Source organism: Myxococcales bacterium, assembly GCA_016717005.1.
Lineage (GTDB): Bacteria > Myxococcota_A > Polyangia > Haliangiales > Haliangiaceae > UBA2376.
Genome location: JADJUF010000008.1, coordinates 77501 through 91000, shown reverse-complemented (window position 1 = coordinate 91000; position 13500 = coordinate 77501). Strand labels below are relative to the sequence as shown.

Genomic DNA, 13500 nt, shown 5'->3' with positions numbered 1-13500 from the left:
GTCGGCGGGGCCGCGCCGGCGGCTCAGATCTTGACGGCGTCGTCGGGGTCGGGCGTGGGGTCGGCGATCTCGAGATCGATGTGCGTCGCCTGCGGGATCTCGACCCGCACCGCGCGCTCGGTCGCCTGGATCTCGGCGGCCACCGCGTGGATCGCCGCGGTCGCGATCCGCCGCATCGTCGGGGCCCGGGCGGCGCCGTCGAGGGCCGCCGGGGTCGTCGGCACGGCCCCGTCGAGCAGCCGGGCCAGGTGCTCGTCCTCGAGCACGATCTCGGCCTTGAACGTGAACAGCTCCGGCGTGAGCTGCCGGGTCTTGACGTCGCGCACCGCCCGGATCCCGGGGCGCCGCAGCAGGATCTCGGTGAAGCGGTCCTCGATGCCCTCGGGCACCGAGCGCCCGAGCAAGAGCTCGCGGTTGGCGAACACCAGGTGGACCGCGACGGCGCCGAGCACGACCCCGACCACGATCGAGCCGACCGCGTCCCAGGCCGGATCGCCGGTGACGTAGGCGGCGATGATGCCGCCGCCCGCGAAGAGCAGGCCGAGCACCGCGGCGCCGTCCTCGAGCAGGATCGCGACCGTCGCCGGGTCGGCGCGCTCGCGGACGTACTGGAAGAACGGCAGCTCGCCGCGCCCGCGGGCGAGCGTGCGGATGGCGTAGAGCAGCACGCCGCCCTCGATCACGAACGAGGGGCGCCGAGCACCACGAAGGTCACCGCGCTCAGCTCGGGCATGTGCGGGTGCTGGAGCGCGGTGACGCCGTGGTAGACGGTGACGCCGCAGCCGACGAAGAAGATGCCGGCCGCCGACAGCATGCCGAAGACGAAGCGCTCGCCGGCGTAGCCGTAGTGGAAGCGGTCGTCGGCCTCGCGCGCGCTGCGGCGCAGGCCGAAGAACAGGAGCAGCTGGTTGCCGGTGTCCGCGGCGCTGTGGATCGCCTCCGACAGCATCGCGCCCGAGCCGGACAGCAGGAACGCGATCAGCTTGATGATCGCGACGAACAGGTTCGCGGCCAGCGCCGCGAGCACGGCCTTGATCGGGGAGGCAGGCGTCGCCATCGGGGCCGGGTATATACATCAGGTCGGCGCCCGGGACCCGGCCCCGGCGACCGCGACACCCGCCGCGGCGCACCCGGCGCCGTCAGCACCGGCGGCGCCGCGTGACGACCGTCGGCACGCACGGCGACCGTCGGCACGCACGGCGACCGTCGGCAACGCGCGGCGACCGTCGACGACGCGCGGCGACCGTCGGCAACGCGCGGCGACCGTCGACGACGCGCGGCGACCGTCGACAACGCGCGGCGACGCGCGGCGACCGTCGGCAACGCGCGGCGACCGTCGACGACGCGCGGCGACCGTCGACGACGCGCGGCGACCGTCGACAACGCGCGGCGACCGTCGGCAACGCGCGACGACGCGCGGCGACCGTCGACAGCGCGCCACGACCGTCGACGGCGCCCGTCGACCACCGACGCTGCGTCGCCGTCAATGACGAAGCCACGAATCTTTTGCGTCAGACAAGGCCGGATTCGCGGGGTATCTACCGGAGATGAATCGCGATCGTCCGTGAGCGTGCTGGCGGCGGCGCCGGGGGAGACGACACCGCAAGCCACGGTCGCCGCCGGGCGAGACCTCGGTCGACGGGGCGCGCGACCCGGCGGGCGCGCGCGCGCCGATCCGGGCCGAGCTGTTCAGCGTCGATCAGCTCGCCCGCCACGCGACGAAGATGGCGGGCTGGCACGAGCTCGACGTCGCGCGCCGCCGCGGCCCCGACCGGCTGCTGGCGCGGCTCGGCGAGAACCAGGCCGCGCTCGCCGACGCCTACGCGCTGATCACCGACGCGGTCGCCCGAGGCCGCCGGATCACGCCGGCCGCCGAGTGGTTCATCGACAACTACCCGCTGATCGAGGAGCAGATCCAGACCGCGCGCCTGCACCTGCCGCGCTCCTACAGCCGCCAGCTGCCGCGGCTCGCCAACGCCGCCCGCCCCGACACGCCCCGGGTCTACGACCTCGCGCTCGAGCTGATCTCGCACGCCCACGGGCGGGTCGACAGCGACGGGCTGAGCGCGTTCATCGGCGCGTACCAGGTCATCGCGCCGCTGCGCCTCGGCGAGCTGTGGGCGATCCCGATCATGCTGCGTCTGGCGCTGCTCGAGAACCTGCGGCGGGTGGTGTCCGCGGTCGCCGCCGGCCGCCGCGACCGCGAGCGCGCCGCCGGCTGGGTCGAGCGGATGACCGAGGTCGGGCTCGGCGATCCGGCGCAGGTCGTGCTGGTCCTGGCCGACATGGTCGAGGACGCGCCGGCGCTGACCGATCCGTTCCTGGCCGAGCTGGCCAGCCGCCTCCGCGGTCACGGCGCCGCGCTCGCGCTCCCGGCGGCGTGGCTCGAGCAGCGCCTGGCCGAACAGGGCCAGACCATCGAGCAGGTCTTCCAGCAGGCCAGCCAGACCCAGGCCGCCGATCAGGTCTCGATCGGCAACAGCATCGGCAGCCTGCGCTTCCTGGTCGCCACCGACTGGCGGGTCTTCGTCGAGTCGATGAGCGTCGTCGAGCGCGCGCTGCGCGGCGATCCGGCCGGGGCCTACCCGGCGATGGACTTCGCCACCCGCGACCGCTACCGCCACGTCGTCGAGGACATCGCCCGGCGCAGCGCCCTGACCGAGGTCGAGATCGCGCGCGCGGCGCTGGCGCTCGCCGCCGCCGGCGCCGGCCGCACCGCGCACGTCGGCTGGTTCCTGATCGATCGCGGCCGGGGCGAGCTCGAGCGCGTCGCCGGGATGCGCCGCCCGGTGCGCCTGCGGCTCCGACGCGGGCTCCAGCGCGCCCGCCACACCGCCTACGGCGGCGCGGTCGTCCTGGCGACCGCCGCCGCCACCGTCGGGCTGGCCGCGCTGGTCCCGCTCGGCCACGGGGGCTGGCTCGCGATCGCGTGGCTGGCGGTGCTCGCGCTGTGCGCCAGCCAGATCGCGATCGCGCTGGTCCACTGGGCCGCGACGATGCTGATCCATCCGGCGGTGCTGCCGCGGCTCGACTTCGCGCGGGCATCCCGCGGCCCAGCGCACGCTGGTCGCGGTCCCGACCATGCTCACCGACGCCGCCGAGGTCGACGAGCTGGTCGAGGCGCTCGAGATCCGGTTCCTCGCCAACCGCGACCCCAACCTCGGCTTCGCGCTCGTCACCGACTTCCGCGACGCCGCCACCGAGCAGGCCGAGGGCGACGCCGCGCTGCTGCTGCGCGCGCGCGGTGCGATCGACGCGCTCAACGCGCGCTACCCCGGCGACGGCGGCTTCTTCCTGCTCCACCGCAAGCGCTGCTGGAACCCGCGCGAGCGGCTGTGGATGGGCTGGGAGCGCAAGCGCGGCAAGCTCGAGGAGCTCAACGAGGCGCTGCGCGGCGACCTCGCGCGCTTCGACACCGTCGTCGGCCCGGTCGACCGGCTCGCCGGCGTACGGTACGTGATCGCCCTCGACAGCGACACCGCGCTGCCGCGCGAGGCGGCCCACCTCCTGGCCGCGACCCTCGCCCACCCGCTCAACCGGCCCCACTTCGACGACGCGCTCGGCCGGGTCACCGCGGGCTACGCGATCCTGCAGCCCCGGGTCGGCGCCAGCATGGCCAGCATCGCCCGCTCGCGCTTCGCCCGCTGGTTCGGCGGCGAGCCCGGCATCGATCCGTACACCCGCGCGGTCTCGGACGTGTACCAGGACGTCTTCGACGAGGGCTCGTTCGTCGGCAAGGGCATCTACGACGTCGACACGCTGCGGCGCGCGCTGGCCGGCCGGCTGCCCGAGAATCACATCCTCAGCCACGATCTGCTCGAGGGCGCGTACGCCCGCGCCGGCCTGGTCAGCGACGTGATCCTGATCGAGGACTACCCCTCGACCCACGCCGCCGACGTCAACCGGCGCCACCGCTGGACCCGCGGCGACTGGCAGATCGTGGCGTGGCTGCGGCGGCGCGTGCCGGGGGCGAAGGCCTCGTACCGGAACCCGATCTCCGGGCTGTCGCAGTGGAAGGTGCTCGACAACCTCCGGCGCAGCGTCGTGCCGATCGCGCTGCTCGCGCTGGTGCTGATCGGCTGGACGCAGCCTGGCGCCGCGCTCGGCGCGACGCTGGCGGTGGTCGCGATCCTGGTCGTGCCGGGCCTGCTGGTCAGCGCGGCCGCGCTCGCCCGGCGCCCCAAGCAGCAGGCCCGCGGCCGCCACCTCCGCGACACCGCGCGCAGCCTCGCCCGGCAGCTCGGCCGCGAGGCCTTCGCGCTGGCCAGCCTGCCGTTCGAGGCGCTGCTGTCGCTCGACGCGATCTTCCGCACCGCCGGCCGCATGCTCGTCACCGGGCAACACCTGCTGCAGTGGCGCACCAACGCCGACGCCCAGCGCGGCGGCCCGCCGACCCTGCGCGGCGCGTTCGTCGCCGGCTGGGTCGGCCCGGCGGTGGCCCTGAGCTCGGCCGGGGTGCTGGCCGCGCTGGCGCCGGCCGCGCTGGCGCCGGCCGCGCTGGTGCTGGCCGCGTGGGCGGTGGCCCCGGTGTTCGCGTGGTGGCTCAGCCGACCGGTCGCGCGCGCCCAGCCGGCGCTGTCACCGACCGAGGAGCTGTTCCTGCACGGGCTCGCCCGCCGGACCTGGCGGTTCTTCACCACCTTCGTGGTCGCCGGGGACAACTACCTGCCCCCCGACAACGTGCAGGAGGAGCCGCCGCTCGGCGTGGCCCACCGCACGTCGCCCACCAACATCGGGCTGTCGCTCACCGCCAGCCTCGCCGCCTACGACTTCGGCTACGTCACCGCCGGCGAGCTGATCGTGCGGACCACGCGCACGCTCGACACGCTCGATCGGATGGAGCGCTTCCGCGGTCACTTCTTCAACTGGTACGACACCACGACGCTGGCGCCGCTGCTGCCCCGCTACGTCTCGACCGTCGACAGCGGCAACCTCGCCGGCCACCTGCTCACGCTCGCCGGCGGGCTCGACGAGCTCCGCCACGCGCGCGCCCCGCGGCGCCGCGCTGGTCCGCGGGCTCGGCGCGATCCTCGACGTGCTCGCCGAGACCACCGCGGCCTGGCCCGAGGTCGCCGAGGCCATCGCCCGGGCGCGCGCGGGGCTGCAGCCCGCGGCGGGGTCGGTCCCGGACGCGGTCGACGACGCCGACACCGCCGCCGACGCCCAGCTCGCCCAGCTCGCCGTCGAGGCCGACGCGCTGCGCGAGCTGGTGGACGCGCACGACGATCCCGAGGCCAGCGCGTGGGCCCAGGCCCTCGTCGACGACGGCGCGCGCGCGCGCGCCGAGCGGGCGTGGCTCGCGCCGGCCGACCCGGACCTGGCGACCGCGCGCGCCGATCAGCGCGCCGCCGAGCTCACCGCGCTCGCCGGCCGCTGCCGGGCGTTCGCCGACCTCGACGTCGAGTTCCTCTACGACCCCGCCCGCCGCCTGCTCAGCATCGGCTACGCCGTCGCCGACCACCAGCTCGACCCCGGCAACTACGACCTGCTCGCGTCCGAGGCCCGGCTCGCCAGCTTCCTCGCGATCGCGCAGGGCAAGCTGGCGCAGGAGCACTGGTTCAGCCTCGGACGCCAGCTCACGACCGCCGGCCGCCAGCCGGCGCTGCTGTCGTGGAGCGGCTCGATGTTCGAGTACCTGATGCCGCTGCTGATCATGCCGACGTACGACGGCACGCTGCTCGATCAGACCTGCACCGCGATCGTCGAGCGCCAGATCGAGTATGGCCGCGAGCGCGGCGTGCCGTGGGGCATCTCGGAGTCCGGCTACAACAAGACCGACGCGCAGCTCAACTACCAGTACCGATCGTTCGGCGTCCCCGGCCTGGGCTTCAAGCGCGGGCTCGGCGACGACCTCGTGGTGTCGCCGTACTCGACGGTGATGGGGCTGATGGTCGCGCCGCGGGCCGCGACCGAGAACCTGCGCCGGCTGATCGCCGACGGCCAGCTCGGCGCCCACGGCCTGTACGAGGCCATCGACTACACCCCGGCCCGCCTGCCGCCCGGCGCCAGCCACGTGACCATCCGGTCGTTCATGGCTCACCACCAGGGCATGAGCTTCCTGGCCCTGGCCTACGTCCTGCTCGATCGGCCGATGCAGCGCCGGTTCGTCGCCGATCCGGCGGTGCGCGCGACCGAGCTGCTCTTGCAGGAGCGCGTGCCGCAGGTCGCGCGGATCAACCCGCACCCGGCCGAGGTCTCGTCCGCGGGCGCGGCCGCGGCCGACGCCGAGCACGACCTGCGGGTCTACACCACGCCGAACACGCCCAGCCCCGAGGTCCACCTGCTGTCCAACGGCAGCTACCACGTCGTGATCACCAACGCCGGCGGCGGCTACAGCCGGTGGCGCGACCTCGCGGTCACGCGCTGGCACGAGGATCCGACCCGCGACTGCTGGGGCTCGTTCGGGTACCTGCGCGACGTCGACCGCGGCCGGTTCTGGTCGGTCGCCCACCAGCCGACCCTGGTCGCCGCCGATCGCTACGAGGCCATCTACGCCCCGGGCCGGGCGGAGTTCCGCCGCACCGACGGCGACCTCGAGACCCACGTCGAGATCAGCGTGTCGCCCGAGGACGACGTCGAGCTGCGCCGGGTGACGGTCACCAACCGCGGCCGGACCGCGCGCACGATCGAGCTGACCACCTTCGCCGAGGTGGTGCTGACCACCGCCGCCGCCGACGCGGCCCACCCCGCGTTCAGCAACCTGTTCGTCCAGACCGAGCTGGTCGCCGACCAGCAGGCGATCCTCGCCACCCGCCGACCGCGCTCGGGCGACGACCAGCCGCCGTGGATGCTCCACCTCTTGACCCTGCACGGCGCCGGCGCCGGGCCGGTGTCGTACGAGACCTCGCGCGCGGCCTTCCTCGGCCGCGGCCGCTCGGTGACCGATCCGGTGGCCATGTACCGCGACCGGCTCACCGACAGCGCCGGCGCGGTGCTCGATCCGATCGTCGCGATCCGCGGCCGGATCGTGGTCGCGCCCGACGCGACCGCGCGCTTCCACGTCGCCACCGGCGTCAGCGAGACCCGCGCCGGCGCGCTGCACCTGATCGAGAAGTACCGGGACCGGCACGCGCCCGATCGCGTGCTCGAGCTGTCGTGGACCCACGGCCGGGTCGTGCAGCGCCGGCTCGACGCCTCCAACCTCGACACCCAGCTCTACGATCGCCTGGCCTCGAGCGTGCTGTACGCCAACCCGATCCTGCGCGCGCCCCGCAGCCTGATCGCCCGCAACCGCGGCGGCCAGGCCAACCTGTGGGCGTACTCGATCTCGGGCGACCTGCCGATCGTGCTGGTCCGGATCGCCGACGTCGCCCACCTCGACCTCATCCGGCAGCTGGTCCGGGCCCACACCTACTGGCGGCTCAAGGGGGTCGCCGCCGACCTGGTGATCTGGAACGAGGACCCGTCCGGCTACCGCCAGGTCTTGCACGACGAGATCCTCGCGGTCATCGCCGCGGTGACCGACAGCAGCCTGATCGATCGCCCCGGCGGCATCTTCGTCCGCCGCGGCGAGCAGATCTCCGAGGACGACAAGGTCCTGATGCAGACCGTGGCCCGGCTGATCGTCAGCGACAGCGGCGCCTCGATCGCCGAGCTGCTCGACCGCCGGGTCCGCGCCGAGGCCGCCACGCCGCTGCTGCGCGGCGGCGACCGCCGCGTCGCGCCCAGGCTGCAACGCGCGCCGGCGGCCGCGGAGCCGGTCGAGCGCCCCGACCTCGTCGGGTTCAACGGCGTCGGCGGCTTCACCCCCGACGGCCGCGAGTACGTCATCACCACCAGCAGCGACGCCCGCAGCCCGGCGCCGTGGGTCAACGTGCTCGCCAACCCGTGGTTCGGCACCGTCGTCAGCGAGAGCGGCGGCGCCTACACCTGGTGCGAGAACGCGCACAGCTACCGCCTGACGCCCTGGCACAACGACGCGGTCACCGACGTCAGCGGCGAGGCCTTCTACCTGCGCGACGAGGACGACGGCCGGTGCTGGTCGCCGACGCCGCTGCCGGCGGGCGCCGCCTCGGTCTACGCGACCCGCCACGGCTTCGGCTACAGCGTGTTCGAGACCACCGCCTACGGCCTCGCGAGCGAGCTCACCACCTTCGTCGCCACCGACGCGCCGGTGAAGTTCGTCGTGATCAAGCTGCGCAACGAGTCGGGCCGGCCCCGCCGCGTCTCGCTCACCGGCTACTTCGAGCTGGTCCTGGGCGCGAACCGGACCACCAACCTGCCGCACGTGGTCACCGAGCTCGACAGCGGCAGCCGCGGCCTGATGGCCCGCAACGCCTACAACACCGAGTTCGCGGCCCGGGTCGCGTTCCTCGACTGCAGCGAGGACCAGCGCGCGGTCACCGGCGATCGGACCTCGTTCCTCGGCCGCAACGGCACGATGGCCCGCCCGGCGGCGATGAGCGCCGCCCGGCTGTCGGGCATGGTCGGCGCGGCGCTCGACCCCTGCCTCGCGATGCAGACGGTGATCGAGCTCGGCGACGGCGAGGCGCGCGAGGTCGCGTTCACCTTCGGCTCCGGCCGCGATCTCGGCGACGCCGGCCACCTGGTGCACCGCTTCCGCGGCGTCGGGCCGGCCCGGGCCGCGCTCGAGCAGGTCTGGGCCACCTGGAGCCGGACCCTCGGCGCGGTCCACGTCCAGACGCCGGATCCCGCGCTCGACTTCCTGGCCAACGGCTGGCTGCTCTACCAGGTGCTGGCCTGTCGGATGTGGGGCCGCAGCGGCTTCTACCAGTCGGGCGGCGCCTACGGCTTCCGCGATCAGCTCCAGGACGCGATGGCGCTGATCCACGCCCAGCCCGCCCTGTTCCGCGAGCACATCCTCGGCTCGGCCGCGCGCCAGTTCCGCGAGGGCGACGTCCAGCACTGGTGGCACCCGCCGCTCGGCCGCGGCGTCCGGACCCACATCTCCGACGACTACCTGTGGCTGCCGCTCGCGGTCTGCCGGTACGTCGCGACCATCGGCGACACCGGCGTGCTCGACGAGCAGGTCGGCTTCCTCGACGGCCGCAAGGTCAAGGACGACGAGGACAGCTACTACGATCTGCCGGCCCGAGCCGAGGAGACCGCGACGCTGTACGAGCACTGCGTGCGGGCGATCCGCAACGGCCTGCGGTTCGGCGCCCACGGCCTGCCGCTGATGGGCAGCGGCGATTGGAACGACGGCATGAACCGGGTCGGCGAGCACGGCCGGGGCGAGAGCGTGTGGCTGGGCTGGTTCCTCCACGACGTGCTGACCCGGTTCGCCGCGCTGGCCCGGACCCGGGCCGACGACGCCTTCGCCGACACCTGCGTCGCCCGCGCCGAGCAGGTCCGGATCGCGATCGAGGCCGAGGGCTGGGACGGCGGCTGGTACCGACGCGCCTACTTCGACGACGGCACGCCGCTGGGCTCGGCGACCAACGCCGAGTGCCAGATCGACTCACTGCCCCAGAGCTGGGCCGTGCTGTCGGGCGCCGGCGACCCCGAGCGTGCCGGGCGCGCGCTGGCCGCCGTCGACGAGCGCCTGGTGCGGCGCGATCTCGGGCTCATCCAGCTGTTCGATCCGCCGTTCGACACCTCGGACCTCCGGCCCGGCTACATCCGGGGCTACGTCCCCGGCGTGCGCGAGAACGGCGGCCAGTACACCCACGCCGCGGTCTGGACCGCGATGGCGTTCGCGGCCGCCGGGGATCGCGCACGGGCCTGGGAGCTGTTCGGCCTCATCAACCCGGTCCACCACGGCGACACCCCTGCGGCGATCGACGTGTACAAGGTCGAGCCTTACGTCGTCGCCGCCGACGTCTACACCAACCCGCAGCACGCCGGCCGCGGCGGCTGGACCTGGTACACCGGCTCCGCCGCCTGGATGTACCGGCTCATCCTCGAGTCGCTCCTCGGCGTCCAGCTCGAGGTCGATCGCCTGCGCGTCGAGCCCCTCCTCCCCGACGCCTGGGACGGCTTCGAGCTCCACTACCGCCACCGCGCCACCTGCTTCCACATCCATGTCCGCAACCACCGCGGCACGCACCGCGTCGTCTGCGACGGCACCCTCCAGCCCGACCACACCATCCCCCTCTTCGACGACCAGCACGAGCACCAGGTCGACATCGACCTCCCGGGGACAGGCTCCTGGGTCGCAACCACCCGAAATCGATGACCAATTCCGCCCTACCGCGGCCGAATTGGGGACAGGCTCCTGGGTCGCAACTCCCCGAAATCGATGACCAATTCCGCCCTACCGCGGCCGAATTGGGGACAGGCTCCTGGGTCGCAACTGCCCGAAATCGATGACCAATTCCGCCCTACCGCGGCAGGATTGGGGACAGGCTCCTGGGTCGCAACTGCCCGAAATCGATGACCAATTCCGCCCTACCGCGGCAGAATTCCGGCCGCGGCACGCTCGAATTCCATAGCGATCTCGAGCACCTGGAACCCAGGAGCCTGTCCCCATTCCGGCCGCGGTACGCTCGAATTCCATAGCGATCTCGAGCACCTGGAACCCAGGAGCCTGTCCCCATTCCTGACGCGGTACGCTCGAATTCCATAGCGATCTCGAGCACCTGGAACCCAGGAGCCGGTCCCCGAAGCCGAGCCGCCGCGCGCAACCGCCGACGATCGCAGGCCGCGCGCTCCGGATCGCGTCAGCCGCCGAGCGTGTAGGCGAACGCGCCGTCGGTGACGCCGAAGGCCTGAAGGCCGCCCCACCCCGCGACGACCACGCGGGCGCCGACGATCACCGCCCCGATGACGACGCGGGCTTGGTCCTTGTCGAGGGCCACGTCCCAGCGCCGGCGTCCGTCGGCGAGGTCGAAGGCGGTGAGGTGGGGGCCGTCCTTCCCCTCCCAGACCTGGAAGACCGCATCGGCGCCGACGGTGACGTGGTGATCGTCGGCGCGGGCCTCGAGCGGGTTGGCGTCCGGGACCACCGTGGTCCAGCGAGCGGTGCGGCCGTCGAGGACCGCGAGCATCGGGACGCCCGTGCCCGGCCACTTGCGGCCGACCGCGACGATCGGGCCCTCGCCACGGCGGACGAGCCGGACCACCGACATGCCCTCGATCTTCGGCAGCTTCGACCACGAGTCCGCCGTGGCGAGGCCGGGCATGGCGTTGCGGTCGTTCGAGGGGAGCGGCACGCACGTCCCCGCCGGCAGCTTGCCCTCGACCCAGGCCAGCGACGTGCGGGTGCGGTCGCGGGGCTCGACCCGCCGCGGCGCCGCGGCATCGGCCTGCTCGCCGTCGACCAGCGCGACCGTGTGCCAGCGACGATCGTTGGTGCCGACGACCGCCGCCGCGACCTGGTCGCCGATGACGCACGCGACGTTGATCCGCTCACCGAGCGCGGCGGTCCAGCGTGGAGCGCCGTCGGCGCGCGCGAACGCCCGCAGCTCGCCGGCCGGCGTCGCCATCAGGATCAGGTCGCCGGCGAGGTAGAGGGTGTTCTGCACCGACTCGCTGTAGGTGCCGATGGGGTCGCCGCGCCAAAGCGGTGCGCCCGTGTCGCCCGAGAACGCGCCGATCTGGCCCCGGTCGCCGTCGTGGACGTTGCGCGTGAGGCCGATCATGTCGTCGCCGCCGTCGCCGTCGACATCGGTGATCAGCGGAAAGCCGGTGGCCCAGGTGTCCGGGTAGATCTTCGGCGGCGGCGCCTCGACGCTCACGCTCTGACCGGGCTGCGGCGCCTGCGGGGCCGCCGCAGGCGAGGCCCGGCGCGGCGCCCGCACGACGACTGACACCCCGACCGCGGCCGCGATGACCAAGAACAAGATCGGGCCGATGAGCACGGCCCTGTTGAATGGCTGGCGCGCGATCGGCCCCTGCGCCAGGGGCAACGCGCGCGGCACCTGGAAGACCCGGCTGCGCGTCTGAATCCGAGCCGACGTGCCGCAGTACTGGCACGCCACCGACGAGGCGCCGTCGTCGACAGTCAGGCTCGCGCCGCAGTTGGGACAACGGACATTGATGGCGCGCACGCTGCCAGCATACCGCGCCCCCCGCTCGAACCGCTCGCCGCAGCCAACCACATTGCCGCCGCGGTAGCCCAGAATTCCCTCGCGATCTCGCGCACCTGCGACCCAGGAGCCCGTCCCTTTTTCCGCCGCGCCAGCTCCAAATTCCCTCGCGATCTCGCGCACCTGCGACCCAGGAGCCTGTCCCTTTGCCGCCGCGCCAGCTCCAAATTCCCTCGCGATCTCGCGCACCTGCGACCCAGGAGCCTGTCCCTTTTTCCGCCGCGCCAGCTCCAAATTCCCTCGCGATCTCGCGCACCTGCGACCCAGGAGCCTGTCCCTTTTTCCGCCGCGGTAGCCCAGAATTCCCTCGCGATCTCGCGCACCTGCGACCCAGGAGCCTGTCCCCTTTTCCGGGAGCCTGTCCCTTTTTCCGCCGCGGTAGCCGAGAATTCCCTCGCGATCTCGCGCACCTGCGACCCAGGAGCCTGTCCCTTTTTCCGCCGCGGTAGCCCAGAATTCCCTCGCGATCTCGCGCACCTGCGACCCAGGAGCCTGTCCCCATTTTCGCCGCGGTAGCCCAGAATTCCCTCGCGATCTCGCGCACCTGCGACCCAGGAGCCTGTCCCCTTTTCCGGGAGCCTGTCCCTTTTTCCGCCGCGGTAGCCCAGAATTCCCTCGCGATCTCGCGCACCTGCGACCCAGGAGCCTGTCCCTTTTTCCGCCGCGCCAGCTCCAAATTCCCTCGCGATCTCGCGCACCTGCGACCCAGGAGCCTGTCCCCACGCTTCGCGTGCCGGGCCGCAGCGGTCAAACGGTGGCCAGCGCTTCTCCGAGGCGCCAGGTGACGCACCCATGGGCCGCGCGCAGTTCCGCAGCGCCCACGAGCTCACCTCGAGCAACGCCGACGACCGCAGGAGCACTCGGTCGGGGATCTCGTCAGCGCGAGGCATGTTTGAGCACGGCCCATGGGTGCGCCACCGCCTGCGCCTCGGCCACACCCTCGCCGGGCAACCATCTCCACCAGGCCGAAGGCCGGCGCCGGCGCCGGCGCCCGAGCCGGAGCCCGAGCCGGACCCGGAGCCGGAGCCCGAGCCAGAGCCCGATCCGGAGCCCGATCCGGAGCCCGATCCGGAGCCCGATCCGGAGCCCGATCCGGAGCCCGAGCCCAAGCCGGAGCCCAAGCCGCTCCAACCGAAAAAAGAAAACAGCCCGCATCGTTAGATGCGGGCTGTGACCAGCCCAGGACATGTCCTGAGACCAGCGCAAAAAGACCCCGGCAGCGACCTACTCTCCCACAGAGTTGCCCCTGCAGTACCATCGGCCCTGGAGAGCTTAACTTCCGTGTTCGGGATGGGAACGGGTGTGGCCTCTCCGGAATTGCCGCCGGGAAAAAAATACCGAAGCACGAGCAAACGATGTGCTGACGTTCGAGGTTCGTCTGGACGGCTGCGCCCCGGGTGGGGTCGCCAGCCTTGTGATGCGAATCGATAGATGACTGACCGACCTGGCCTATGTCCCGGCGCGCCACGAACCCGAAGATTCGTGTGCCGCCCCGACCGTGGAGGGTCGG

Annotated in this window: 6 protein-coding genes and 1 rRNA gene; 1 reads left to right on the top strand and 6 read right to left on the bottom strand. The window is 73.0% G+C overall.

The window, feature by feature from the left end:
* Positions 1-23: 23 nt before the first annotated feature.
* The 4 genes from IPL61_10140 to IPL61_10125 all read right to left on the bottom strand — a co-directional run bounded on the left by IPL61_10140 (position 24) and on the right by IPL61_10125 (position 4028).
* Entirely contained in the window at positions 24-668 is a 645-nt protein-coding gene (locus IPL61_10140) for a hypothetical protein (GenBank protein ID MBK9031673.1), read from the bottom strand.
* A gap of 11 nt (positions 669-679) precedes the next feature.
* The gene (locus IPL61_10135) at positions 680-1057 is read right to left on the bottom strand and encodes a cation transporter (GenBank protein MBK9031672.1); all 378 of its coding nucleotides are present in this window, start codon (positions 1055-1057) and stop codon (positions 680-682) included.
* Positions 1058-1538: 481 nt separating this feature from the next.
* Entirely contained in the window at positions 1539-2984 is a 1446-nt protein-coding gene (locus IPL61_10130; protein ID MBK9031671.1) for a hypothetical protein, read from the bottom strand.
* A gap of 888 nt (positions 2985-3872) precedes the next feature.
* A complete protein-coding gene (locus tag IPL61_10125; GenBank protein ID MBK9031670.1) occupies positions 3873-4028 on the bottom strand; it encodes a hypothetical protein in 156 nt (51 codons plus the stop codon).
* A gap of 803 nt (positions 4029-4831) precedes the next feature.
* On the opposite strand from IPL61_10125, the gene IPL61_10120 reads away from it, so the two are divergent.
* On the top strand, positions 4832-10138 hold the full coding sequence (locus tag IPL61_10120; protein ID MBK9031669.1) for a hypothetical protein: 5307 nt from the start codon (positions 4832-4834) through the stop codon (positions 10136-10138).
* A gap of 484 nt (positions 10139-10622) precedes the next feature.
* Here the strand turns inward: IPL61_10120 and IPL61_10115 are convergent, their stop codons facing one another.
* Both IPL61_10115 and rrf read right to left on the bottom strand, forming a co-directional pair.
* Entirely contained in the window at positions 10623-12467 is a 1845-nt protein-coding gene (locus tag IPL61_10115; GenBank protein ID MBK9031668.1) for a PQQ-binding-like beta-propeller repeat protein, read from the bottom strand.
* A 734-nt stretch (positions 12468-13201) separates the two neighbouring features.
* A 5S ribosomal RNA gene (gene rrf, locus IPL61_10110) occupies positions 13202-13318 on the bottom strand.
* Positions 13319-13500: the final 182 nt, after the last annotated feature.

Coding starts and splice junctions, on each gene's coding strand:
- IPL61_10135 (MBK9031672.1), bottom strand. CDS start 1,057: ATGGCGACGCCTGCCTCCCCGATCAAGGCCGTGCTCGCGGCGCTGGCC.